Origin of the sequence: Bradyrhizobium sp. STM 3843 (assembly GCF_000239815.1) — a bacterium.
Lineage (GTDB): Bacteria > Pseudomonadota > Alphaproteobacteria > Rhizobiales > Xanthobacteraceae > Bradyrhizobium.
This window is the reverse complement of record NZ_CAFK01000257.1, coordinates 74,488-98,644: the sequence shown is the minus strand read 5'-3', so window position 1 is coordinate 98,644 and position 24,157 is coordinate 74,488. Positions and strand designations below refer to the sequence as shown.

The window sequence follows — 24,157 nt, the reverse complement described above, 5'->3', positions numbered from 1 at the left end:
TGGTGGACGAACAAACTGAAGGTAATGAACACGTCGCGTTCCATGGGCATCCGCCAGCCGAAAGCGTGTTCCTGCACGTCGCTTGCGGGTGCAAGTCGCCGCAATTCGTCCGCAACATCCAACGTCGCGTAGCGGCCGCTGCCAGCCGGAAAGGTGTTGCGCCGATAGCCTTGCACCGTGTCTTCGTGCAATTCCTCATAGGCGGCCAGAAAGGGACTGTCCCACCAGCGCCGCACATTCTGCACGATCGCGAGTTGGCCATCTTCGCGCAGGCATCGGAACGCCTGCTCATAGAACACCGGCCGGTCAAACCAGTGCGCCGCTGTCGCTGCCGTCACGAGCGCGAGACTGCGGTCCGGGAATGGCAGGTTTTCAGCGGCTCCAGCGACGAAGGACAGGTTCGGGATATCGCGCGAGGCCGCTTCTGCTGCACGTCGCATATCCGCGCTGGGCTCGACGCCGATGACGCGGGCTTTAGAAAGCGTTTGCGCCAATTGGCGGCTGAAGAGGCCGGTGCCGGCGCCGACGTCTGCCACGAGGTCACCCGCTTGCGCCGATAAGATTGCAAGCGCGGCAGGCGGATAATCCGGCCGCGCGCGATCGTAGCGATTGGCGAGCCCGTCATAGGGGCTTTCGCTTTGCAGATTGAGGTGGCCCTGCGTCATCCCGATCACTCCAGTAGCTTGCGAACATCGGCGGTCAAAGCAGGCATCGTCTCGTCGGCGGTCTTCTTGCCGGTGACCACGGCCTCGGTATGCCCTTTGATCACGTCGATGATCTTGACCGCGTTCGGCCCCGGAAAGGCGTACCACCCCGTCAGGATCGGAACCTGGGCGATGTTGGCCTGAAAATTGGCATTGGCCTTGTAGAAATCGCCGAGCAGTTCGGGCGTGTTGATCGCGATGCTGTTGCTCGGCAGATAGCCGGTATGTCGGGCCATGATGGTCTGGCCGACCGGGCCCGTGGCAAACCTGATATATTTCCACGCCGCGGCCTGTTTCTGCAGATCCCTGGTCAACATGACCGCGAGATTGCCCCCGGCCGGCAGCCGTCCATCCGCCACACCAAGCGGAAAGCGCAAGGTGCGCAGCTCGAAGGATTTGCCGACCTGTCGTATCGCCGTGCCAAGATTGGAGCTGGAGTCGGCGAAGATGCCGATCCTGCCGGCCATGAATGCCGATCGCGACTGGCTCGTCGGCAGGTTCGGCATCTTCGCCTTCGCGAAAAGCTCCAGCGTTTCGAGCGCGGCCTTCCCTGGCGGCTGATCGAAGGCGATAGCCTTCTCATCCGGCGACATCATGCTTCCGCCATTGGCGAACAGCAGGCTCTGGAACATCCAGTTGCCGGTGATGTCCCACTGGAAATAGAAGCCGACGATGTTCCGCCCGGGATCGTCGATCTTCTTGCCGAGTGCGACGATATCCTGCCAACGCGTCGGGAAGGCGTTGATGTCGATACCGGCCGCTCTGACCAGATCGGCATTCAGATAGAGGAGAGGCGTCGAAACCGCGAAGGGAATGCCAAAGGTCTTGCCGTTCAATCCTCCAGCCCGCAGCATGGCCGCATCGTAGCCGAGCTTGCCCGCGCCTCCGTCGTGCACGATGAAGGGATCGAGCGGAACGGCGATGTCGCGGTCGACCAGACTGCGTAGCAGATTGAGTCCCTGAAATGTCACGTCCGGAAGGTCGCCGATCATGGCACTTCGGATGATGCTCTGCGAGGCGTCTTCGTAGTTCTGCGCAGCGGTGAGAAACTCGACGGTGATATCAGGATTTTCCTTTTCAAAGCGCTCCTTGATCTCCTGATGCGCCTGAGCCGTCGTCCGGTCGAAGGCATAGAGCACCTGTAGATTGGTGGCGTGGGCAAGGCTCGTCGCCCATCCGATCAGTCCGCAAACAACAAAGGTCGCCAAACAGGTCCGCATCGCACGTCCGCCAGATCGTTATTTCAGGGAAGTCGAGGTCAGCCCTTCGATAAACCACCGCTGGACGACGATGAAGGCAAGCACGAGCGGCAGGATCACAAGCACCGCTCCGGCCATCAGCGGGCCATACTCGGTGCTGGCCTCGCCGCCGCGGAAGATGACGACGCCGAGCGCCGGCGGCATCAGCTTCGGCGACTTTACCGCAATCAGGGGCCAGAACAGGTCGTTCCAATGCGCGACAACGGAGAGGATCGAGAAGGCGACGATGGTCGGCATCGCCATCGGCAGCATGATGCGCCAGACGATCGCGAGCTCGGAGAGACCATCCAGTCTCGCCGCATGGACGATCTCATCGGGAATCGATCTGAAGAACTGCCGGAACAGGAAGATGCCGAAGGGGGAGACGACAAAGGGGAAGATCAGCGCGGCATAGCTGTTGAGGAGGCCGACGCGGTAGCCGAGGATGAAGAGGGGCACCGCCAGCACCTGATGGGGGATGAGCAGGCCGACCAGGACGAGGCGGAACAGGAGATCGCGACCGGCGAATTCCAGCTTGGCGAGCGCATAGGCGCAGGGAGCGCAGATCAGGATCTGCAGCGCCAGGATCGAAGCGCAGACGAGGACGCCATTCGCCATGTAGCGCGGCAGCGCCGCCGCCGTCAGTGCCTTCGCGTAGTTCTCGATCACATACCAGTGCTGGGGCAGGAGCGAGAAGGAGCTTCGGAATATCTCTTCCGGAGGCTTCAGCGACAGGCTGATCATCCAGACGAATGGCAGGAGCATCAGCCCGCTGCCGGCAAGCAGCAACGCATGACGCGCCATCGCTACCGGCCACGACAGTCGATGATCGGCCCGGCTCATTGATAGTGTACCCTCTTGTCGATGAGACGGGCCTGGATCAGCGTAAGGGTTATCGCGATGACGAGAAAGACGACGGTGATGGCGGCTCCATAGCCGGCTCGCAGGAATTCGAAGCTCTCCCGATAGAGGGTATGGAGCAGCAGCTCGGAGGCATGGCCTGGGCCGCCCTGGGTCAGGATCTGCACGGTATCGAAGGCTTCGAAGGCTCTGAGCGCCACCACAACGACGACGAACATGGCGATCGGACCCAGCATCGGCAGGGTCACGGTGATCAACCGGTCGAGCCACTGGTCGGCGCCGTCGATGTCGGCTGCGTCATAGAGGTCCTGCGGAATGCTCTTGAGGCCCGCGAGGAACAGCACCATGGCAAAGCCGAGATTCTGCCAGATACCGATGACGGCGAGCACCGGCAGCACCGTCGTCTCGTCGCGCAGCCAGTTGGCGGTAGGCAAGCCGACCGCCGCGAACGTGTTGTTGACGAGGCCGATGGTGGGATGCAGGAGCGCCTCCCAAACGGTCGCCATGGCCGCAAGCGTGGCCATGAATGGCAGAAAGTGGATGGCGCGATAGAAGCCGCGCAGGCTATCACCGCTCTCGATCAGCAGCGCGATGGCAAGGCCGCCGAGGACGGTGCCCGGCATCACGATTGATACATAGATGGCCGTGTTGCGCAGCGAAGCGAGAAAGATGTCGTCCGCGAAGATCGCCCTAAAATTCGCCAGGCCGATAAAGTTCAAGCTCCTGGTGCCGAACTGCCAGTCAGTCACCGCGACGGCAACGATCGCAACCACCGGCAGAATGAAGAGCACGAGCAGCAGCGCCATCGCGGGACCGGCGAGCGCGACGGCTGCAAACACCTCGCCGGGCCTGCGCCTCGGGAGCGCCCTCACCTGTCGTATACCGTCTGGCTGGCGCGAGGACGCGTCGTATGAAGGAGCGTTCACCGCACTCATCGCGCATACTCGGCTCTGGCCGCGGCCCTCAAGCCGCTGACGACGGCGACAGGTCGGCGGTCGGTAGCAGCGCGAATGCGCCGTCCGTCCGATGCAAACAGCAACATCCGTTCGGCGTGCACCGCCAGATGGATCTGCTCGCCGATGCCGATATGTGGCGCTTGCGCCGCATCGAGCCGCGCGATCACAGGTTCGGCCTGTCCCGCTCCTTCGAGATGGATGTAGAGATCGGAGCCCAGATGTTCGACGAGCCGCACCCGTCCGGCCAACAACTCCCCTTCCGCGCCCGGAGCCACGAGCGTGAAGGCTTCCGGCCGGATGCCGAGAACAATCAGGCTACCCGGCGGCTGGGCCGTCTCAATCGGAAGCAGACGGCTGCCGACATGAACCTGCCCACCCTCGCCGACGCGAGCTTCGATCATGGTGATCTTGGGCGAGCCGATGAACTCGGCTACGCGCCGCTCGGCCGGATCGGCGTAGATCTCCAGGGGTCGACCGACCTGCCGCAGCTTGCCGTCGAGCATCACGGCGACGCGGTCCGAGAGTGTCATAGCCTCGGCCTGGTCGTGCGTGACATAGACAAACGTGACGCCGAGCCTGCGATGCAGCTCCTTGATTTCCGCGCGCATGGTGACGCGCAACTTGGCATCAAGATTGGAGAGCGGCTCATCCATCAGGAATACCGACGGACGGCGCACCATCGCACGGCCGACCGCGACACGTTGACGTTGGCCGCCGGAGAGCTGACCGGGCTTGCGGTCAAGGACATGCTCGATCTCGAGCGCGGCCGCCGTTCGGCGCACATCCTCCTCGATCTGACGGAGCGTGGCTCGCGTTCTCGCGAGAAGACGGCATACGATCGGCAATCGCTGCAACAGCGTCAGCCGACGCATCTTCAACGGCAGCGCCATATTGGCCGCGACCGTCATGTGCGGGTAGAGCGCGTAGGACTGAAAGACCATGGCGACGTCACGCTGCTTCGGGCGCAGCCCGTCGACGGCAACGCCGCCGATCGCGACGCCACCGGAATCCTGAGACTCGAGACCTGCGATGACCCGCAGAAGCGTGGACTTTCCGCAGCCCGACGGCCCGAGCAGCGTGAGAAACTCCCCGTCCTGGATATCGAGAGAAACGGCATCCAGCACGGGATTGCCGCCATACCTTTTCGATAGCCTGTCAAGGCTGATCGCTGCCATCCTTATATTCCGCTCTGCGCTCAAGTCCTTCTCGACTTGGCGATAAAATCTGTCTAGACAGGTTTTGCAACAGGCGGATGACACTCAAAACTGCTGATGCCGTCAAAGATTCGGCAGGCGTCTTGTGGCAGTGCCAGTCCTGTTGGGGAATCATGGCCACAAGGCCTGTTCCATTCTGATTCGAGCGAACGTGCGGATGCGACCCAAACCGTCGGCAGACTCTCAAGACCCCCTGTGGAAGCGGCTTGAGCACAAGCTGCTGCAGGATATTCGGGGCGGCCGCTTCGACGGTGCGGGACGATTGCCGTCCGAGCACGAGTTGGCCGAGCGCTTCGGCGTCAACCGCCATACAGCACGTCAAGCCATCGCCGGCCTCGTCCAGCGCGGGATCGTCTTCAAGCGCAAGGGGGGCGGCTCCTATCTGGTCCCCGCCGTGATCGACTATGAGATCGGAGAGCGCACGCGCTTCAGCACCAACGTTGCCCTGCAGGGTCGCGAGCCCAGCCGCACGCTTCTGGAGGTGAACGAGCGCAAGGCTCACGATCGGGCATGCTCGGCACTGGCCATGGCCGACGGGGAAATGTCGATTTTTATTCGGGTCATCGGCGAAGCGGACGGCATCCCGATCAGCATTGGCGACACATACCTTCCCGCCCGCCGGTTTCAGGGTTTCGGTGAGTTGTATCGCGAGACCATGTCGATCACGAAGACACTCGCGCGTTACGGCGTTCACGATTATACCCGCGAGATGACCCGCGTGATTGCGCGCAACCCTTCTGAGGAGGAGGTCCGGCATCTGCGACAATCAGTCGTGACGCCGATCCTTGCTGTCGAAAGCGTCGACATCGATCGCGACAGGCGCCCGATCGTCTACCACGAGACCAGGTTTGCAGGGGAACGTGTTCAGTTCGTGGTGAAGCACGGCGAAGCAGACCTGTCAGGCTTCGAGAAGCAAGGCTGACGTCCTCAGTCCCAAATGGCCGATGTAACCTGCTACGTCGCCCTATCCTTCGTGATGAGCGATGATAGTCCTGCGGACCTTGACGGCGTTGAGTGCCCAAGCGCCAGCGCAGCTATCCTCCCTGGGAGATTTTTTGGATGCTGTTGTGCTGCGCGCGTTCGGCGGGGTCCGACCGATTTGAGGACTCTGTGACCTGCGATTAGCGGGAGGCCGAACGCAAAATCTTCCCGCAAAACGCGCGTGCATCCCGTATAGAAGCATCACGCTGCCAACTGCGGAGAGGCGTGGCGACACTTGCGCTTCCGATAGAACCGCTACTCGTGGAATGGCTCGATAGCAGCGCGGCACCTGTTCGGCCTTACCCGTGCGACCGCGGCCAAAGATCACGCGCTACCGCGAAAGCCGTGCCCAACCGTGGCGCCGAAGCGCCCGATCACAAACGGCCGTCTCAGATCGGCCAATCGGTATCCGCCTGGCGGTGTTGCCAATCGTGAATAGCAACCTTTGGTGGCCGTGCCATGCTGTTATAATCTGGAGGGACGACAGCTAGGAGCGTTGTCATGAACATCGAAAGGATGCACTCGCCGAGATATTTTCACAGACGGGCAGAGGAGCTCAGCAAACTAGCCAGGCGCGCACCGATGCCAGAGGCAAAGAACTCTCATCATCGGCAGCGCCGGCATCGGCACATTGCAATCCCCCGGCTGTGCAAGTCTGGGCTTTTCGCAATAGCCTTGGCGGCCGCTTTGCCGCTGCAGACTGTCGGAAGTTCAGCTGAGACGATGGGATTACCCCAGGTATTGGTTGTGGGAACAAAGGAGGCGCCTCCCTTCGCGATGAAAGACCAAAGTGGCAAATGGACGGGCATCAGCATCGATCTTTGGAATCGAGTCTCCAACCAGCTGGGATTGCAATATCGCTTTGAAGAGACCGACACCGTTCAGTCGCTGATCGATGGGCTGAACGAGGGCCGATATGATGTCGCCGTAGCTGCTATCACGGTGACAGCCGAGCGAGAGCGGAAGGTGGATTTCACGACTCCCTATTTTCACACCGGGACCGGCGTAGCCGTACAGAGCGACCGTATCGCGAGCTGGCTACCCGTTTTTCATTCAATCACATCCTACAGTTTCCTGCAGGCCATCGGCGCCCTACTCGGCCTGGCTCTTCTCGCCGGGGTTCTCATCTGGCTATTCGAGCGTCGCAGCAACGAAGGATTCGGCGGCGGGATGATACGCGGACTCAGCTCGGGAGTGTTCTGGTCCGCCAATGCGATGACGCAGCGCGCTGACGCCAGCGTGATTCCAATGACTTTGGCCGGACGCGTGGTGGCCGTCATTTGGATGGTGGTCTCAGTAATTGCAATCGCAGTTTTCACGGCCGGTATCACCTCGACGCTCACCACGAAGCGGCTGCACGGCATGGTGAACAGCGCCGCTGATCTTTCCAGCGTGCGCGTGGGAGTCGTGCAAGGAACGGCGACCGAGGAAGCCCTTATGGGAATGCGGATAAGATACAAGACCGTGATCTCACCTCAAAAGGGCTTTGACGCGCTAAAGAATGGTTCGATCGACGCCTTCGTCTATGACAGGCCTATTCTTGCATGGATGATCCGCCGAGGCGGACTCACAGCTGATCTCAGCGAGGTGACATTTGAGCCTCAGGACTACGCGATCGCATTGCGGCGCGACAGCCCGTTGCGCAAGCGGATCAACGTCGTATTGCTTGACACGCAAGAGACCGACTCGTGGAAGGAAGTTTTGTTCCGTTATCTCGGGCGGACAATGAATTGAACGGGCGTGGGCTCCACGATTGGCCCGACGTAAGCAGCGATCGTAGGCTGAAACTACTATCCGGCTAGTGAAGGACTCGCGTTAGGATAACGCGGACCACCGCGTCAGCTTTGCGCCCAGGCGATGTGTCCCGGTCCCGGGTACGGAAGCATGTCTCGCTTGATGCTAGTCCGGTCCTTCGGTGGCAATGAAGGCGTCTCGACCAGTATGCCCAATCACGTATTGCGCTTGGTGCAAACCGTCGGTCTCGTGACTAGACACTGGGGCGGCCCCATGCTCGCGAGCTTGCATGCGCATTCCTCCTGACGATCTGATCCTGCACGGCGATGCCGGGCGTCGTGACCCCTTGAGTTGCCGATCGGCAGGTTGATTCCCTGACTTCGACTTCACGCGCTCTCATTTCAGATCGTGCGGCAAGAATGAGACGGAGCCGAGTACGACAGGTCAGGAATGGAAAGCGCGCCGTCACGTTATCTTCAAGATCCAGGCCGTGCCCAGGAGCTTGTTGTCAGGCCCCGCGCTTCATCCCCGCTGCACGGGGTCGTTATCTAGGCTGCGTCGGAGGATGTCCATGGTCGACAGCATCCGGCCCAAAGAAGCTCCGCTGCGCGCCCCGATGGTCACCCCTTGTCCGCGGATGATTTTCGCAGGTTGCGCGACGAAATCGCCGAGTTTGACCACATCGAGTGAATTGACGAGGCCACGCGAGAGATCGTGGAAAAATACATGCCGTTGCGCAGGCTGGCTTCAGCACGGCGGCCGGTCTCACGCGGAACCGGATTCCCTGCCCTCCCACTCCTCGCCCCAGACCGTCACAACATGATCAGGCGAGACCTCCCGGTACTGCCGCGCCGGCGGGGCGTAATCAGGCGATCGCACCGGGCTCATGAGCTCCTCGTCCGAGACCCGACGCTTCAATCGACGCCGCGCCGGTTCGGCGATCGGCACGGCTGCCAGCAGGCGTTTGGTGTAGGGGTGCTGCGGGTTCTGGAACACTGCGTCGCGTGGCCCGATCTCGACGATCTCCCCGAGGTACATCACCGCGACCCGATGGCTGACCCGCTCCACCACGGCCATGTCGTGCGAGATGAAGAGATAGCCGAGCCCCATCCGGGCCTGCAGGTCGAACATCAGGTTGACGACCTGCGCCTTGACCGAGACGTCGAGCGCAGAGACCGCTTCGTCCGCCACAATGACGCGGGGCTCGAGCGCGAGCGCCCGGGCGATGCAGATGCGCTGGCGCTGTCCGCCAGAGAATTCGTGCGGGAAGCGGTAGGCCATCTCAGGAGACAAGCCTACCTGTTTCAGCAGATCGATGACCTTGCCGCGCGCCTCGGAGCGGCGGACGATGTTGTTGATCACCAGCGGCTCGGCGATGGCCGTGCCGATGTTCATGCGCGGATTGAGCGAGGCAAAGGGATCCTGGAAAATCATCTGCATGCCCTTGCGCTGCGCACGGAGCTCGGTGTGGCCAAGCTTCAGCAGATCGATATTGTCGAGCAGTACCGATCCGGAGAGTGGCTGGACCATCCGCATCAACGAGCGGCCGATCGTCGACTTGCCGCACCCGGATTCGCCGACCAGCGCCAGTGTCTCACCTGCACTCAGCCTGAAAGAGACATTCTCAACCGCATGCACGCGGCCGCGAACCGTCGAGAGCACGCCACCCCGTATGTCGAAGCGTGTCGTCAGCCCTGTGACCTCCAGCACCGGCCGCTCCGTCGCCTTCACGGTGTCCGGCACCTCGCCCGGCGCGTCTGAGCCGCCCGTCGTGCGGTCGACGATCGGGAAGCGCATTGGCCGAGCCTTGCCGGCCATCGAGCCGAGCTTCGGCACTGCGGCGAGCAGCGCCTTCGTGTAAGGCTTCCGGGGAACGGCGAAGATGTCCTCGGTCCGACCGGCCTCGACCTGCTCTCCGTTGAACATGACGACCGTCCGGTCGGCGATCTCGGCGACCACGCCCATGTCGTGGGTGATGAACAGGACGGACATGCCTTCCTCGTCCTGCAGCGACTTGAGGAGCTCGAGGATCTGCGCCTGGATGGTCACATCGAGCGCGGTGGTCGGCTCATCGGCAATCAGCAGCTTCGGCCGGCAGGCCAGCGCCATGGCGATCATCACGCGCTGGCGCATGCCGCCCGAGAAGCGATGCGGATATTCGTGGAAGCGCGCCTTCGCTGCGGGTATGCGGACCCGATCCAGCAAGCGGATCGTCTCGGCCTCGGCCGCGGTGCGCGACAGGCCGCGATGCAGACTCAGGGTCTCGGTGATCTGGAAACCGATCGTCAGCACCGGGTTGAGCGAGGTCATCGGCTCCTGGAAGATCATTGCGATCTCGTTGCCGCGTATGTCGCGCATCTTGGCCTCGGGCAGCGTCAGCAGCTCCCCGCCGTTCAGCTTGATCGAGCCTTCGATCCTGCTCGCACCCGGCGGCATCAGCCGCATGATCGAGAGTGCGGTCACGCTCTTGCCGGAGCCGGACTCACCGACGATCGCAAGCGTCTCCTTCGGCGCGATCTCGAGCGAGAGATTGCGCACGACGGGCCGCCACGTCCCGCCGACGCGAAAGCAGCAGCTCAGGTTCGACACCGAGACGATCGGAGCGCTCATCGGGCGCGAGACCTCGGGTCGGACGCGTCGCGCAGAGCGTCGCCAAGGAGATTCAAAGCAAGGACCGTCACCAGGATGGCGAGGCTCGGGAAGACGGCCAGCCACCAGGCGTCGAGGATGTTCTCGAAGCCCTCGCGGACCATGCTGCCCCAGGTCGCGGTCGGCGGCGGCACGCCAAGCCCGATGAAGGACAGCGAGGCTTCGGTACGAATTGCCGAAGCGAGCCAGAGCGAGCTCATCACGACCACATCCGAGATCATGTTCGGCAGGATGTGGTGCGTCATGATGCGAACCGGGCCGCAGCCATACGCTCGTCCCGCCTCGACGAACTCGCGCTGGCGCAAGGTGATGGTCGGCGCGCGGGCGACGCGGGCGAAGGGCGCGATCTCGGTCACCGCGATTGCAATGATCAGGTTGTGCAGGCTCGCGCCGAGCATGGCGGCGATCATCAGCCCGAGCAGGAGTGTCGGGAAGGCAAGCAGCACGTCGAGCACGCCCATGACGAGCTGGTCGAACATGCCGCCGACATAGCCGGCCAGCACACCGATCGCGGTACCGATCACCATTGCGATCAGGATCGCAACGAAGCCGACGACGAGCGAGACCCGCGCGCCGTAGATGAGCCGCGACAGCACATCGCGGCCATAGGAGTCCGTGCCGAGCCAGAAATCGGGCGACGGCGGATCGAGTCGCGCCACGATGTTCTGCTCGAGCGGATCGTGAGGCGCAAGCCACGGCCCGAAGACCGCGATGACAACAATGAGCGCGAGCAGGACGATCCCAACCCATGCCAGCTTGTTTTGCATGAGGGCAAGCCACAGGCCGCCCGGCCGCATCTCGACGGTGACGACGGCGGTCATGTGTATTCCACCCTCGGATCGACCAGCCCGTAGGCTAGATCGGTCAACGTGTTCACGATGATCACGCAGACGGCAAAGATGATCATCAGTCCCTGCAGCAGGGTATAGTCACGGGCATTCAATGCGCCGATGATCAGCTTGCCGAGGCCTGGACGGTTGAAGATGATCTCCGTCAGAACCGAGTTACCGATCAGGGTGCCGAAATAGAGTCCCACGACGGTGATGATCGGGATCAGGCTGTTCCGCAGCGCGTGCGTCATGACCAACTGGCGCGGCCGCACCCCCTTGGCGCGCGCGGTCCGAATGTAGTCCTCCGTCAGCACACCGAGCATCGCTGCGCGCGTCACGCGCGCCACATAAGCCGTCATGATGATGCCGAGATTAAGCGCCGGCAGCACGAGGGCGCGCAGCCCATCGACGAGATCGCCGGAGCCGCTGGTGTTGCCGAGCACCGGAAACCAGCCGAGCTGGATTGCAAAGACGATCAACATGAGGATGCCGGAGACGAAGGCCGGGAAGGACAGTCCGACCAGCGAGACGACGCGTGAGGCGTAGTCGATCCAACCATTGCGGTTGAGCGCCGCGACGATGCCGAGCGGCAGGCCGAGAAAAAGCCCGATCGCAATCGCAGCAACCGTGAGCTGGATCGTCGAGGGCAGGACTTGAAGAACCTCGCTGATCACACTGCGGCCGGTGCTGAGCGACTGGCCGAGATCGCCGGTCAGCACCTTGCCGACGAAGGTGAGATATTGGACATAGATCGGCTGATCGAGCCCCAGTCTCGCCCTGAGCGCGGCGAGCGAAGCCGCACTCGCCTGATCACCGAGAATCACCGAGGCGGTATCGCCCGGCACGAGGCGGACCAGCACGAAAACCGCGGTCAGCATGATCAGCAGTGTCGGAATGACGAGAAGCAGCCGCCTGAGGAGATAATGCATCATGCCGCAATCCCCTCCCCCATCAGTCGCCGCGGCGTGAAGACTGCGATATTGCGCCTCGTGCGCCCGTGAACGGCCAACTCCGCGAGAATGGCGCCGACGATCGGGACGAGCTGAAAGCCGTGTCCCGAGAACCCGAAAGCATGGAGAAGCCCGGGTGCCTTGGGCGAGGCGCCGATCACGGGCAGACGATCGGAGGTCTGCGCTTCGATCCCGGTCCAGCAGCGGGCAATACGCACGTCGCGGGCGGCCGGGAAGAGGTCGGCCGCGGCGCGCGCCCCCTTCGCCAATTCGTTGAAGCTCACCGTGCTACGCTCGCGGTCGAGATCGGCGGCGCCCTGCAGGCCGCCGCCGATCACGAGCGTGCCCTGGTCCGACTGCTTGAAGGAGAGCGCGCGGCCGACAACGCCGACGACGGGTTCGAGCAGCGGCGCAACACGCTCCGTCACGATCATCATCGAAGCACGCACGCCGAGCGCGATGTCATCGCCGAACAGCGCCGCGACCCGGCCAGCCCATGCGCCGGCCGCGTTGACGACCATCGGAGCCTGGAAGCGGTGAGCTCCGCAGCTGAGAAGCCAGATTCCGCGCTCATGGGAGACCGCTTCGATGCCGCAGCCTTCCGCGATGACGACGCGCTGCGCCTCGCATGCGCGACGGAACGCGAGGATCGTTCGGTGCGGATCGGCAGCACCGTCGCACCGGGCGATAAGAGCGCCCACGCAATGCCGGCTCAGGGCGGGCACGAGATGTCGCAACTCCGCGGCATCAATGATCTCCTCGTGACGATAGCCGAGCTGGCGCATGCGCGCTTCCCGCCGATGCAGGCCTGCCATGTGCTCCTCGGTCTCGGCGACCAGGAGCTGGCCGGTGGAATGAAATCCGCAGTCGTCTCCAACCAGTCTCTCGATCTCGTGCCAGCTGTCCATGGCCTCGAGCGAAATCGGGATCTCCGCGACATCTCGATTGAGTGTGCGCACGCCGGCCGCCGTCGCGCCGGAGGCATGGCGCCCTGTCCAGCGGCGCTCGATCACCACCACCCGTCGTCTGGCACGGGCCAGATGCAATGCTGCCGACAAGCCGTGCAGTCCACCGCCGATCACGGCTGCGTCGAACGCTTCGGCATTCATGCCGCCGGCTCCCGCTGGTCGAGACAAGCCAGTTCGCCGAGTGTGACCGGCTTCAGCGGCGGCCGGATGCGGAAGAAGCCCACCTCCTCCACCTTCCGGTTCTGCGCGGCGGCAACGATATGAGCCATGGTGTAGCCGCATTGTCGGCCCTGGCAGGGACCCATGCCGGCGCGCGTGAAGGCCTTGAGCTGATTGGGGCCGGGCCGCCCCTCGACTGCACGCGCGCGCAACGCGCCGGCCGTGACCTCCTCACAGCGGCAGACCAGCGTCTCGTCGGCGGGCGCGAAAACCTGCGCTCGCGGGCCGTAGAGGGTATCGAGGAAGGGCCGCAGGGCAAGCGCACGGGCGAGCGCGGCGCGCTCCGTCTTTGCGGCCCGCTCGGCGCGGACAGCATCGAGCTTTCCGAGGCGTGTGGCGACCCGCAACGCGGCAAGTCGTCCACGTGGCTCGGCTGCTTCGGCCCCGCCGATGCCGGCTCCGTCACCAGCGACAAAGAGGTTGGCCTGCGAGGTCTCACCCCATCCATCCAGCAGCGGCACGTAGCAGTGCTGAGCGGGATGCCATTCCACCGTGCAACCCAGCGCCAGCGGCACATGGATGCTCGGCACCAAGCCCTCGTGGACCAGCAGCACCTCGGCGGTGACCTCGCCTTCGCGGCCGTCCTCGGTGCGATAGCGCAGGCGTTCAACGCGTCCGTCGCCTTCAGCGCGTAGGTCCGTCACGTGACGGATGATCGGAATCCCGGCGCGTCTCAGTGCCAGTGACCAGGCGAGCCCCTTTGCGAGCTCGCCTGCCCGGCGCAGACCCGCTGGCAGGTGGCGCAGCGCGGCGCTGGCGCGCCCGCGCGGCGTGGTATCGAGGAAACCGGCGATCTGTCCGCCCGCGGCGAGAAGTTGCGTCATGTAGAGCAAAGGCAGTGGCCCGCAGCCGGCGATCCACACGGGTCTTTCCGGCACTGTGCTGGCTGTCTTGAGCAGGATCTGTGCCGCTCCGACCGTCAGCACGCCTGGCAACGTCCAGCCGGGAAACGGCACCGGCCGCTCCTGCGCACCGGTGGCGAGAATGACCGCATCGGCTGTCACGCTGCGAGCCTGACCGTCCCGTGTCAGGAAAGCCCGGAAGCCAGGTTCGATCTGCCAGAGCTCGCTCTGCGGCTCGTACACGGCGCCGCAGGACCGGAAGGCGCGAGCGCGATCGGCCCCTGCGCGGTAGGCCTGTCCGAGCCGTGCCAAACGCGGTGTCGATGCGACGGTTTCGATGGCACGCCAGATCTGGCCGCCGGGCGCCGGCTGATCATCGACCACGCGCACGGAAAGGCCGTGGCTGCAAGCCGTGACGGCAGCAGCCATCCCCGCGGGACCGGCGCCGACGATCAGGAGATCGGTATGGGGTGCGGTCACGCGGATAGGCTCCGGCGGCCTTGCTGCCGGGTGACGCGCATGCCGTCACGAACCGGTGTCAGACATCCTTGCAGCGAGCCTTTGCCATCGACGGCAACCAGGCACTCGAAACAGACGCCCATCATGCAATAGGGCGCGCGCGGGCTTTGCGAGATGGATGTCGTTCGGCTCCAGCCCGTCGGCTGGCGCAGCATCACGGCGGCGATGCTTTCGCCTGCTTCCGCCGTGACGGCGCAGCCGTCGATGTAGATCGTGACGGTGGCCGAGCCTGGATTATGCAGCTTGCGGAACATCAAAGCGTCTCTGATGGAAGGGGGAAAAGGTGTCGGGCAGAGAGCCCTCAGCGATCGCTTCGGCCAGCAAGCTGGCATGGACGGCCGCGAGCGTCACGCCTGAATGGCAGATCGCGACGAACGCGCCAGGATGGGATCGTGATTCCGCGTAAATCGGGTAGCTGTCGGGCGTCATGATTCTGAGGCCTGCCCAGTGCCGGACGAGTCTGACGCCGGCCAACGCCGGAATGATCTCGGTCGTCTTGCGGCTCAAGCTGGCGGCAGCCTCGGTCGTTGTCGAGACGTCGAAATCGTGGCCATCCTTGGTCGCGCCGATCATGATCGTGCCTTCGTCCGTCTGGCGCAGGCCGCTCGCCGGCAGCGGCAGGAAGCGCGCGAGGCGCTCAGTGACGAGTACCTGTCCACGTTCCGGTCGCAGCGGCACTTCGAGGCCGACCTGCCGCGCCAGCGCCGAGGACCCAAGCCCAGCTGCAATGACGATCCGCGGCGCCGTCAACGTCTCGCCGTTGAGGACGAGGCGAAAATCCGCACCCGCAGGCTCAATTCGATTGACCCGCGCCCGATGGCGAACATTGGCGCCCCGGCGCAGCAGCGCCACATGCAGCGCCGCCAGCAGCCGCAGCGGATTTGCATGCCCGTCCCGTCGGCCGAAGCTGGCGCCCGCAACCTTTGGACCGAGCGCCACTCCCGGCAACAGACGCTCCAGAGCAGCCCGGTCGAGCATCTCCCAGTCGGGCTCGCCTCCGCCCCGCTGGTTGTGCAGACGCAACAGGTCGAGGCGGCGTTTTTCCAGACCCTCCTCGCCCAGGCAAAAGGCAAGTCCGCCGTTCTGCTCGAGGAAGAGTTCAATCCCGCTTTCGGCCTCGAGCTCGTCGGAAAAGCCGCGCCAGAGTTCGGTGCTCGATCTGGTGAGCGCCTGGTACGCTGGCATATCGAGCCCTTTGCCCTGCAGCCAGACCAGTCCGAAATTCGCGCGCGCCGCGCGGAAATCGCCGTCGTCGCCGTCGAGCAGCAGGACTTTCTGCCGCCGCATCGCCAGCCCATAGGCAACGGCAGCGCCGACCGTCCCTCCTCCAATCACGACAATGTCCGGTTGCATCAAGAGCCCCTGTCAGAATATGACCGTAGGGGCGCGGCTCGTATTTCGTCAAAGTCATTTTTCTTTCGCTCCTATTCTCCGAGGTTATGGGGTGATGCGCGACAACTTTGACGTTTGGCATGGATGTTGTATGCCCTGGTGCCGATCTTTTTCGTGATCTATTCCCCGGGATTATACGATGACGCGGCGCCTGAACCTGCGGCAGATCGAGGCCTTCAAAGCCGTCATCGAATATGGGACCGTAAGCCAGGCAGCGGAGATGATCGGTATCTCTCAGCCGGCGATGAGCAAGCTGATCGCACATCTCGAAGACGATACCGGTCTTCGGTTGTTCGATCGGGTCAAAGGGCGGCTCCTTCCTACGCGCCGCGGCATGCGGCTCTACGAAGAGATAGATCGGATATTCGTCGGCGTCCGTCAGGTCGAAAACGCGGTGGAGGCAATCCGCCGCGACGAGCAGAGCGGCCTCGTGATCGGCGTCATGCCGGCGCTTTCCGGCTCCTTCATTCAGCAGGCGACCTCACGCTTTCTTGCCAAGCAGCCCGGTGTGTTCTGCTCCGTGCAGTCGCGCAGTTCGCAATGGATCGCCGAGGGTCTCACCACCCGCAATCTCGACGTCGGCCTCATCATCGCCCCGATCGACAACCCCTACATCGTTGCCGAGCCGCTATTGGGTCACCCCATCGTCTGCATCCTTCCGCTTGGCCATCCGCTGACCCGGAAGAAGGTGATCGCACCGCACGATCTTCACGGCGTAGGGTTCGTCTCTTTCGACCCGGAGAGCCACACGAGCCGACGTATCGGTCAGGTGCTCGATGCACACGGCGTTTCTCCCGAAATCGCGATGATCGCGAACGTCTCGCCCACCGTCTGCGAGTTCGTCGCCGCCGGCGTCGGCGTCTCGCTGGTCCATCCGCTGATGGTCGGCGGCTTGCGGCAAAAGCTCGCGGTCCGCAAATTCAAGCCGGCGGTTCAGCTCGACTTCCAGATCTGCCGCATCCGCGATAGCCGGAACGCACGTCTGGTCGATGCATTTCTGGAGAGCGCCCGGGAAGCGTCGGCAGCAGTCTCGCGGGCGATTCTCAGGCCTGACCGAGCCTTAGAGTCCTGAAAACCTCTTGCAGCGGCGCGTGATCGCCGTCGCGCAATTTGTTAAGCGCATCGAGCAGCATGTCCTGCTGGCTCGGGTTCGCGACGTTGCGGGTGGCCTTGCGGAGCTTGTCCTCGAGCTCGAGCCAGGATGGAGGCGCGTCGGCCTCGCCAGACGGCGCCGTGATCGGCGAGACGAGAGTCCGCCCATCGATACGTATCCTGACGCGCGAGAGCGTTTCGGCCGGGAAGCGCGCGTCGAGCTCGGGATCGAGCCGCACCGAGACCCTTTCCGCGACAGCCACGACATCGGGCCGGCCGACCGCTGCTTCCGTCAGCGGGAGCAGCGCGTCCGGCCCATCGACCGCAGCCAGGCCGAGGCAATACGGAATAGAGAACTGAATGTCGGTGAAGCCCTCCGGCCGCGGGCGGTTGGCGATACGGAGCGCACCGCCATAGGTCTCGACCTCAATCGCCTCGATGCGCTGCGGATCGCACCGGTGCTGCGCGAGCAGGCCGAGCAGCGCCTCGAGCGGCCCATGCACATGCCTGCAGCACGCATGAAACTTCACATAATTCCGGGTGATGTAGTTCTGCCGGCCAAGGCCCTCGACGAGCCCCTCGAGCCGAAAGTGCTTGTGATCGTTGAGGAGCGCGAGAGGGCCGCTATGCCCAGACTCCGCGAGCAGAAGCGCATTTGCAGCCGTCACGCCGGACCAGGGAATGCCTTCCTTGACGTCGCTGCCTTCCTGCGCACGAAAGGCCGGACCGGCGCCGGCATGGAGCTGGTTGGGCGCGCCCACACCGGCTATGGCGAAGGCATGCGCCAGTTGCCCGGCTCTGGTATGTCTGAGAAGTCCGAGCGCCGCCACGACGCCGTAGCCGGACCACATGCCCGTATTGGCGTAGAAGCGTCGCGCAGCGCCGACCGCGACACCGACCTCGTAGCCGACGACGATCGCCTGCAGGAGCTCCTCCGTGCTGGCTCCCTGTTCCTGGGCGGCGGCGAATGCCGCGGGGATCACCGCAGCGCCGGGATGGCCGCGCGCGATGCGGTGCCCATCATCGAGATCGAGCGCGGCGGCCGCCGCCGTATTACACCAGATGGCACCCGCGAGGCCCAGGGCCTGACCGGAAAACCAGATCGGCAGCGCTCCCCCGGCCATCGTCAGGATGGCGGCCTTGCGGACCGCACGCGGACCAGGGGCGTCGATCCCGGCCGCTGCCGCTGCGACGAGATCGAGCACACACCGACACGCGGCATCGCGCTGCGCATCCGTCAGGACCTGCCCGTCCGCCGCCGCGACATAGGCCGCGAGCTCCCGTACAACTTCCATGGCCGCTCCCCATGCACTGGGACGAACTCTCAGTGGGCTTTCAGCGTCGTTAACTCGGTGATCGGCGGCGCGAGGTTGAGCGCGCCATTCAGCTCATAGCCAAAATTGAGCCGGTCGCTATGGGCCCAGACCTGGCGCAGCTCGAACAGAGGAATCGCGCACACAGCGTCCATGATCTTCCGCTGCGCCTCCTTCCAGAGCGCAAGCTGCGTCTCGGGATCGGCCGCCGTGCGGGCCTGTTCGATCTCCCTGTCCGCGACCGCACAATGGGAAAAGTTCGTGGCGGCTGTCGGCGTCCCGACGATCGCTCGCGAATGGAAGAATTCGCTGAGATAGGTATCGGCAATCGGAAACCGCGCTGCGCCGTAGAACACGACACCACTGAGATCCTTGCGGATCTGGGCCTGATAGGTCGGGTGATCGACGACCTGCATTTCGAGCCTGATCCCGGCCTTGGCGAGTTGCGCCTGGATGATCTCCATGATGGGCTGCTGCGCCGAGATATTCGAAACGATTGCCTTGATCGTGACGCCGTCCGGATGGCCGGCCTCGGCCAGCAAGGCCTTGGCTTTGGCGAGGTCGAACGTGTAGTGCACTGAACAGTCCTCGCCGAGATAACCGGACGGAACCACCGAGCACCCCCTGGGGCCTACATTCTTGCCGACGTAGCGCACAAGGTCATCGACGTTGATCGCAGCGGCGATGGCGCGACGAACGCGAACGTCGTCGAGCGGCGGCATGCTCTGATTGATGTGCAAGAGGCGGTATTCGCCCGGCTGGAAGATATCGACGTTGAAACCGGCGCGGCGATGGGCGGAGTCGACCCACCGCTGTTCGCGCTTGCCGGCAATCAGGTCGAGTTCTCCAGAGGTAAGGGCCAGCTCGCGCGCGCTGTCCGAAGGAATGACGCGCGCCATGATTTCGTCGATCTTCGGCTTGCCGCGGAAATAGTTCGGATTGGCTGCAAGCTTGACATATTGCTGCGTCGCCTGCTCGACGAAAGCAAAAGGTCCGGTTCCGATGGGCCGTGAGCCGAACTTGTCGCCCAGTTCCTCTACTGCCCTCCGGCTGACGATGTTACCACCATGATAGTTGGAAACGCGAGCGAGAAAGTTGATATCAGGATATTTCAGCGTGATGCGGACGGTCAGATCGTCGAGCTTCTCAACGTTGTCAACGGCCGCAAAATCCGACGAAAAAGTCGACCGCCCGGGATCCATCGCACGCTGCAACGAATAAACGACATCATCGGCGTTGAGCGAACCCCAATCGCCGTGGAATTTGACGTCCTTGCGCAGGTAAAAGGTCCAGATCTTGCCGTCTGGTGAGACCTCCCAGCGCTCGGCGAGATCGGATTCCAGATCCTTTGGGTCGGCGCTTCCAGGTTTGAAACGGACCAGGCCGTTATAAATCCAGCTGACCAAAGCGACGTCTTGTGTGGCGCTGGCGCGGTGCGGATCCAGCGTGGAGATGTCGCCCGTGCCTGGGCTGACGTGCAGCACCGCTTCCTCACCCGAGGCCAACTGAGGCAGGCAGAGTGCCAGCCCCAGACCTACCAGCCCAAGAACCCGCAGCTTCATTGTCTGATCCATTGAAAATACGCTCGAGCCTGTTTTGCTGGTGCACGAGCTTAACTGTCCAAGTCAAAATGGAATTGTTCCATACTCAATGGTTATGGTGTGTGCGGCAATCGCGGCGGAACGGGAGGCCCGGCTCGGGACGCGCATTGCTTCGGACCGTGCGAAAGACGGCAATGTAGATCGCGGATGAGAACAACCCTAGAACGTCGGAGCGGCGGTCGCCTTTGCGGCGATATCAATGGGTTGCCCTGATCATTTCAGGAATAAGGTGCGTTTCCACCATAAAGATACGTTGCAGCAAGGACACGTTGAGGTCATCGCCAAGCCTACGGCCAACGCTCCTCCGGAAGATCCCGTCGGCGACACTATCCAGTTAGCCGCCAGGGCCGGGCTTTTGGCCTTCGACCATCCACACTTATCGCACTTTCCCGGCGATCGCTTGAGATCCACTCGCCACGTGATCTCATAATGGGGCTCGCCCTCAGCGCGGGACTCGTCAGCATGGCAGACGTCCGTTTCGATCTCGACCATGTATAGCGCGCGGCACTCCGAACTGACATGTGGCATCAACGTCGGGAAGCGTGCCTGAGAAAGTGGACAATACGGTTAGGCCAGCGGCTTCGGGCGGGTATATCACCTCGCTCCTCGGCGGAGATGGAATCCTGTCACCCCATTGATTTGGTGGAACACAACGATACAGGCCTGTTTGAGCAGACCGCCAAGCTCTCAGCGCAGCTACGACGATCGCCAAAGGCTCTGGAAAGGAATCCACGTTCTAATCGCGGGCATCACGGCGGAGCCCCGTTCTGGCGCGGTCGATCCGGCGGAGCGCGCCGTTAGACGCCCGCATCTGAGGCAGCAATTCCGCAGCTATGCCCTGCTCTGGCGGCGGCGCTACCGTCGAGAAAATATGATCGCTCTCTCTTGCTGCGACTTTGCTAGCAAACAATGGCGCTGGTGGATTCTAGCTGTCCGAACATGCTTCAAACTTTCTCTGCCTTCTATGGCGACGCCGTTGGCGCGCTGATTGAATGAGTCGTCCGAAGGAGTCGCATTTCCCTCAACGCGGCGCTCTCGCCTTGCCAGCCGCAATCTGATGAAGTGCCCATCTTGCGTTCTTGCGCACGTCGGGATCGAGATCGTTGGCGACCAACGCGAGGAACGGCTCACCGTCGGGAGCAGAAATCTCGCCGAGCGCCGCGGCCGCCTCCTTCCGAAGATTGGCTTGCTCGTGCGTAATGCAATGACCGATCGGTCGGACCGCATGTGGGATCTTCATCCGACCGAGGCTCCGGATCGCCTTGAGCCGTACCTGCCAGAATTCATCCGCCAGGCACGCGATCAAGGCGTCGGCCGCAACCGAACCGTTGACGTTGAGGCCGAGCGTTTCGGACGCCATCTCGCGCACCATCCAGTCGACGTCCTTAAGGGCTCGCGTGATGGTCTCAGCGGCGATCTTCATGTTCGAGAACGCCAGCGCGCTGACCGCCGCGCGACGGACATGCGGATCGGAATCCCCGATCAGGGCCGTAAGTGCCGGAATCGACTCCTCGAGCTTGAGAAAGCCGATGACGCCGATCGCCTGTACGCGCACCGACGCGTCCGGGTCCTGCAGCGCTTGCAGCGCCGGCTTCAGAGTGTCCTTGCGCCGCAGCTCCTTCAACGCGCGCAGAGCCCCCATGCGGACGAAGGCATGGCCATGCTTGACCAGCGGCAGAATGGCGTCGGCCGCGGCGGGATCCTTGAACTCGGCGAGACTGTCGGCGGCCGCCGAGGCAACGATCCGTTCCGGATCGACCAGCAGTTGGACCAGCGCTTCTGCTGCCTCCCGACCGTCGAACTCGCCAAGCGCCATGGCGACCTGCTGGCGCACGCCGGCATCGGGATCGGCGATCATGCGGGCGAGATGCACAACCGCAGCGGGATCACCGCAATGGCCGAGTGCGATGATCGCGACCCGGCGCTCCGCCGGATCGGCGGCCTGCAGCCGCTCGTCGGCGTCGTCGAGATCGTCGTAGGCTTCGAACGGACTCGTCATGATCACCTCAACAGATAGGGGATGTTGACGGTGACGGCGCCGGTCGGGCAATCCGCCTCGCAGGGCATGCAGTACCAGCATTCGTCATAGGCCATGTAGGCCTTGCCGGTCATGTCGCTGATCCTGAGAACGTCGAGTGGACAGACGTCGACACAGACTGTGCAGCCCTTGTCTGCGATGCACTTGGCGTCATCGACGACAACGGGCACCGACGTCTGGTGAGTCGCAAGAGGCATGTCTCTTCTCCTTCTGGTCGGTCAGGCGCTGGCGCGGATGCGCTGCTTGTCGTACAGGTCCTTCTCGTCGTCCGCGATCGGCACGACGTAGGGCTGAACCGCCCGCTTTTCACTGGTCATTCTGCCATCCTGCTTGCTCAAAAGCGTGTGGCAGAACCAGTTCTCGTCGTCCTTCTCAGGGAAGTCGGTGCGCCAGTGATAGAGCCCCCAGCGGCTCTCCTCGCGGAACAGCGAGGCGTGGGTCGCCATGTCGGCGCAATCCATGATCGACTGCACCTCGAGCGCGCGCAGGAGCTCATGCGCGTTGCGCGCGATCATGCGCTCCTGCATGTCGTCCCGGACCTCTGCGAGCCGGCGCATGCCGAGCTCGTATTTGCGGGTGACTTTCGGCGGTTGCAGATAGTCGTTCACCAACCGCCGCGTCTTGTACTCGATTTGGTTCGGTGGAATGCCGTCCTCACGCCGGGTCGGCGCCAGCACGCGCTCGCGCTCGCGCGCGACCTCCGCGGCATCGATGTCGCCGAAATCGTGGTTATCGGCAAAGTCCATGGCGTCGAGCCCGGCAAACGAGCCGTTGGTGAACGCGCCCAGCATGTAGTTGTGCGGGACGCTCGCCATGTCGCCGGCTGCGTAGAGCCCGGGCACGGTGGTGCGCGCGTTGTCGTCGACGAAGACGCCGGAGGCGCTGTGGCCGGAGCAGAAGCCGATCTCGGAGATGTGCATTTCGATCGATTCCTTGCGGTAATCGACGCCGCGGCCCTCCTGGAACAATCCTCGCGTCGGCCGCTCGACTTTGTGCAGGGTCTGCTCGATCTCCTCGATCGTCTTGTCGTGTAGGTGCTTGAGCTGCAGGAACACCGGCCCCTTCCCGGACAGCAGCTCGTTGTAGAATTCGAGCATCATCTGGCCAGACCAGTAGTCGCATTCGATGAAGCGGCGATCCTCGTTATTGGCGGTGTAGGCGCCGTAGGGGCCGGCCACATAGGCGCAGGCCGGGCCGTTGTAGTCCTTGATCAGCGGATTGATCTGGAAGCATTCGAGGTTGGCGAGTGCCGCGCCGGCATGATAGGCCATGGCGTAGCCGTCGCCCGAATTCGCCGCATTCTCGTAGGTCCCGAACATGTAGCCCGAGGTCGGCAGGCCGAGCCGGCCGGCCGCCCCCATGCAGAGAATGACCGCCTTGGCCTTGATCACCAGGAATTCGGCGGTGCGGGTGTTGACGCTGATCGCCCCGGCGATCCGGCCATCGCTTGATTTGAGCAGCCGCGTCGCCATGTAGCGGTTGGAGATCAGGATGCGTGCCCGCCTCAGCTGGCGATAGAGCGCCTTCTTGACGGTCTCGCCATTCGGCATCGGCAGGACGTAGGTGCCGATGTGGTGGACCTTCTTGACGGCATAGTCGCCGTTCTCGTTCTTGAGGAAGCGGATGCCGAAGCCGTCGAGCTCCTCGATGATGGAGTAGCAGCTCTGCGCGTATTTGTAGACCGCCTTCTGATCGACGATGCCGTCATTGGCGATCGTGATTTCCTTGGTATATTGCTCCGGCGTCGCGTAGCCCGGAATGACGGCGTTGTTCAGGCCGTCCATGCCCATCGAGATCGCGCCCGACCGCTTGACGTTGGCCTTCTCCAGCAGAACGACGTTGGCCTTCGGATTCTTCATCTTGGCCTTCAGGGCGGCCATCGGGCCGGCCGTGCCGCCGCCGATCACCAGCACGTCGCAGGACACCTCCGAGAGTCCGTCGACGATCTCATCCATTGCCATTTTATGCTCCTGCGTGGCCGGCGGACCGGCGGTCCGGGTCAGAGTTGTTCAGCTGAGCGTCCGGCGATAGCAATTAGTTGTCGCGGGGACGAAAT

Annotated in this window: 20 protein-coding genes; 3 read left to right on the top strand and 17 right to left on the bottom strand. The window is 63.3% G+C overall.

Going from position 1 to position 24,157, the window contains the following annotated elements; all coding sequences use genetic code 11:
* From BRAS3843_RS39045 to BRAS3843_RS26750, 5 genes are all read right to left on the bottom strand, one after another.
* Positions 1-536, bottom strand: a 536-nt coding sequence (locus BRAS3843_RS39045) for a class I SAM-dependent methyltransferase (protein WP_175361156.1), incomplete at its 3' end; no start/stop codon positions are given.
* Between the two features lie 134 nt (positions 537-670).
* Positions 671-1,924, bottom strand: coding sequence for an ABC transporter substrate-binding protein (locus BRAS3843_RS26765; RefSeq protein WP_008972245.1), 1,254 nt, complete (start codon positions 1,922-1,924; stop codon positions 671-673).
* Positions 1,925-1,942: 18 nt separating this feature from the next.
* On the bottom strand, positions 1,943-2,785 hold the full coding sequence (locus BRAS3843_RS26760) for a carbohydrate ABC transporter permease (protein ID WP_008972244.1): 843 nt from the start codon (positions 2,783-2,785) through the stop codon (positions 1,943-1,945).
* The gene (locus BRAS3843_RS26755; RefSeq protein ID WP_035982853.1) at positions 2,782-3,642 is read right to left on the bottom strand and encodes a sugar ABC transporter permease; all 861 of its coding nucleotides are present in this window, start codon (positions 3,640-3,642) and stop codon (positions 2,782-2,784) included. The genes BRAS3843_RS26760 and BRAS3843_RS26755 overlap by 4 nt, the downstream gene beginning before the upstream one ends.
* A gap of 92 nt (positions 3,643-3,734) precedes the next feature.
* Positions 3,735-4,934, bottom strand: coding sequence for an ABC transporter ATP-binding protein (locus BRAS3843_RS26750; protein WP_008972242.1), 1,200 nt, complete (start codon positions 4,932-4,934; stop codon positions 3,735-3,737).
* Positions 4,935-5,130: 196 nt separating this feature from the next.
* Between BRAS3843_RS26750 and phnF the strand changes: the two genes are divergently transcribed.
* Positions 5,131-5,895 carry a phosphonate metabolism transcriptional regulator PhnF gene (phnF, locus tag BRAS3843_RS26745; RefSeq protein WP_008972241.1) on the top strand — a complete coding sequence of 255 codons (765 nt, stop codon included), beginning with the start codon at positions 5,131-5,133 and terminating at the stop codon, positions 5,893-5,895.
* Between the two features lie 560 nt (positions 5,896-6,455).
* Positions 6,456-7,688, top strand: coding sequence for a transporter substrate-binding domain-containing protein (locus BRAS3843_RS26740; RefSeq protein ID WP_244425478.1), 1,233 nt, complete (start codon positions 6,456-6,458; stop codon positions 7,686-7,688).
* A 765-nt stretch (positions 7,689-8,453) separates the two neighbouring features.
* On the opposite strand, the gene BRAS3843_RS26735 is transcribed toward BRAS3843_RS26740, so the two are convergent.
* From BRAS3843_RS26735 to BRAS3843_RS26705, 7 genes are read right to left on the bottom strand one after another with little or no spacing between them, the layout of a single operon-like run.
* Positions 8,454-10,298 carry an ABC transporter ATP-binding protein gene (locus tag BRAS3843_RS26735; protein WP_008972238.1) on the bottom strand — a complete coding sequence of 615 codons (1,845 nt, stop codon included), beginning with the start codon at positions 10,296-10,298 and terminating at the stop codon, positions 8,454-8,456.
* A complete protein-coding gene (locus BRAS3843_RS26730) occupies positions 10,295-11,158 on the bottom strand; it encodes an ABC transporter permease (protein WP_008972237.1) in 864 nt (287 codons plus the stop codon). Before BRAS3843_RS26730 ends, BRAS3843_RS26735 begins: the two co-directional genes overlap by 4 nt.
* Complete coding sequence (locus BRAS3843_RS26725) at positions 11,155-12,099, bottom strand: ABC transporter permease (protein ID WP_008972236.1); 945 nt, start codon at positions 12,097-12,099, stop codon at positions 11,155-11,157. Before BRAS3843_RS26725 ends, BRAS3843_RS26730 begins: the two co-directional genes overlap by 4 nt.
* Positions 12,096-13,226: an FAD-dependent oxidoreductase gene (locus BRAS3843_RS26720; RefSeq protein ID WP_008972235.1), complete on the bottom strand. Its 1,131-nt coding sequence runs from the start codon at positions 13,224-13,226 to the stop codon at positions 12,096-12,098. The genes BRAS3843_RS26725 and BRAS3843_RS26720 overlap by 4 nt, the downstream gene beginning before the upstream one ends.
* Positions 13,223-14,626, bottom strand: a complete 1,404-nt coding sequence (locus BRAS3843_RS26715; RefSeq protein WP_008972234.1) for an NAD(P)/FAD-dependent oxidoreductase — start codon at positions 14,624-14,626, stop codon at positions 13,223-13,225. The genes BRAS3843_RS26720 and BRAS3843_RS26715 overlap by 4 nt, the downstream gene beginning before the upstream one ends.
* Positions 14,623-14,919, bottom strand: a complete 297-nt coding sequence (locus BRAS3843_RS26710; protein ID WP_008972233.1) for a (2Fe-2S)-binding protein — start codon at positions 14,917-14,919, stop codon at positions 14,623-14,625. Before BRAS3843_RS26710 ends, BRAS3843_RS26715 begins: the two co-directional genes overlap by 4 nt.
* Positions 14,900-16,018, bottom strand: a complete 1,119-nt coding sequence (locus BRAS3843_RS26705; protein WP_008972232.1) for an FAD-dependent oxidoreductase — start codon at positions 16,016-16,018, stop codon at positions 14,900-14,902. Before BRAS3843_RS26705 ends, BRAS3843_RS26710 begins: the two co-directional genes overlap by 20 nt.
* Positions 16,019-16,196: 178 nt before the next feature.
* On the opposite strand from BRAS3843_RS26705, the gene BRAS3843_RS26700 reads away from it, so the two are divergent.
* On the top strand, positions 16,197-17,129 hold the full coding sequence (locus BRAS3843_RS26700; RefSeq protein ID WP_008972231.1) for a LysR substrate-binding domain-containing protein: 933 nt from the start codon (positions 16,197-16,199) through the stop codon (positions 17,127-17,129).
* Here the strand turns inward: BRAS3843_RS26700 and BRAS3843_RS26695 are convergent.
* The 5 genes from BRAS3843_RS26695 to BRAS3843_RS26675 all read right to left on the bottom strand — a co-directional run bounded on the left by BRAS3843_RS26695 (position 17,101) and on the right by BRAS3843_RS26675 (position 24,062).
* Positions 17,101-18,444, bottom strand: a complete 1,344-nt coding sequence (locus BRAS3843_RS26695; protein ID WP_008972230.1) for an MmgE/PrpD family protein — start codon at positions 18,442-18,444, stop codon at positions 17,101-17,103. The two genes, BRAS3843_RS26700 and BRAS3843_RS26695, sit on opposite strands and share 29 nt — an antisense overlap.
* Positions 18,445-18,473: 29 nt before the next feature.
* Positions 18,474-20,024: an ABC transporter substrate-binding protein gene (locus BRAS3843_RS26690; protein ID WP_008972229.1), complete on the bottom strand. Its 1,551-nt coding sequence runs from the start codon at positions 20,022-20,024 to the stop codon at positions 18,474-18,476.
* 1,060 nt (positions 20,025-21,084) lie between these two features.
* Positions 21,085-22,062 (bottom strand): HEAT repeat domain-containing protein, encoded by a 978-nt coding sequence (locus BRAS3843_RS26685; RefSeq protein WP_035982850.1) that lies wholly within the window; start codon positions 22,060-22,062, stop codon positions 21,085-21,087.
* A 2-nt stretch (positions 22,063-22,064) separates the two neighbouring features.
* Complete coding sequence (locus tag BRAS3843_RS26680) at positions 22,065-22,298, bottom strand: ferredoxin family protein (RefSeq protein ID WP_008972224.1); 234 nt, start codon at positions 22,296-22,298, stop codon at positions 22,065-22,067.
* Positions 22,299-22,319: 21 nt separating this feature from the next.
* On the bottom strand, positions 22,320-24,062 hold the full coding sequence (locus BRAS3843_RS26675) for a fumarate reductase/succinate dehydrogenase flavoprotein subunit (protein WP_008972223.1): 1,743 nt from the start codon (positions 24,060-24,062) through the stop codon (positions 22,320-22,322).
* Positions 24,063-24,157: the final 95 nt, after the last annotated feature.

Bases quoted from the DNA above. Each gene is read 5' to 3' on its own strand.
- BRAS3843_RS26720 (WP_008972235.1), bottom strand. From the start codon at position 13,226: ATGAATGCCGAAGCGTTCGACGCAGCCGTGATCGGCGGTGGACTGCAC.
- BRAS3843_RS26750 (WP_008972242.1), bottom strand. From the start codon at position 4,934: ATGGCAGCGATCAGCCTTGACAGGCTATCGAAAAGGTATGGCGGCAAT.
- BRAS3843_RS26725 (WP_008972236.1), bottom strand. From the start codon at position 12,099: ATGATGCATTATCTCCTCAGGCGGCTGCTTCTCGTCATTCCGACACTG.
- BRAS3843_RS26695 (WP_008972230.1), bottom strand. From the start codon at position 18,444: ATGGAAGTTGTACGGGAGCTCGCGGCCTATGTCGCGGCGGCGGACGGG.
- BRAS3843_RS26735 (WP_008972238.1), bottom strand. From the start codon at position 10,298: ATGAGCGCTCCGATCGTCTCGGTGTCGAACCTGAGCTGCTGCTTTCGC.
- BRAS3843_RS26740 (WP_244425478.1), top strand. From the start codon at position 6,456: ATGAACATCGAAAGGATGCACTCGCCGAGATATTTTCACAGACGGGCA.
- BRAS3843_RS26700 (WP_008972231.1), top strand. From the start codon at position 16,197: ATGACGCGGCGCCTGAACCTGCGGCAGATCGAGGCCTTCAAAGCCGTC.
- BRAS3843_RS26685 (WP_035982850.1), bottom strand. From the start codon at position 22,062: ATGACGAGTCCGTTCGAAGCCTACGACGATCTCGACGACGCCGACGAG.
- BRAS3843_RS26690 (WP_008972229.1), bottom strand. From the start codon at position 20,024: ATGAAGCTGCGGGTTCTTGGGCTGGTAGGTCTGGGGCTGGCACTCTGC.
- BRAS3843_RS26710 (WP_008972233.1), bottom strand. From the start codon at position 14,919: ATGTTCCGCAAGCTGCATAATCCAGGCTCGGCCACCGTCACGATCTAC.
- BRAS3843_RS26675 (WP_008972223.1), bottom strand. From the start codon at position 24,062: ATGGCAATGGATGAGATCGTCGACGGACTCTCGGAGGTGTCCTGCGAC.
- BRAS3843_RS26765 (WP_008972245.1), bottom strand. From the start codon at position 1,924: ATGCGGACCTGTTTGGCGACCTTTGTTGTTTGCGGACTGATCGGATGG.
- BRAS3843_RS26730 (WP_008972237.1), bottom strand. From the start codon at position 11,158: ATGACCGCCGTCGTCACCGTCGAGATGCGGCCGGGCGGCCTGTGGCTT.
- BRAS3843_RS26705 (WP_008972232.1), bottom strand. From the start codon at position 16,018: ATGCAACCGGACATTGTCGTGATTGGAGGAGGGACGGTCGGCGCTGCC.
- BRAS3843_RS26680 (WP_008972224.1), bottom strand. From the start codon at position 22,298: ATGCCTCTTGCGACTCACCAGACGTCGGTGCCCGTTGTCGTCGATGAC.
- BRAS3843_RS26760 (WP_008972244.1), bottom strand. From the start codon at position 2,785: ATGAGCCGGGCCGATCATCGACTGTCGTGGCCGGTAGCGATGGCGCGT.
- phnF (WP_008972241.1), top strand. From the start codon at position 5,131: ATGCGACCCAAACCGTCGGCAGACTCTCAAGACCCCCTGTGGAAGCGG.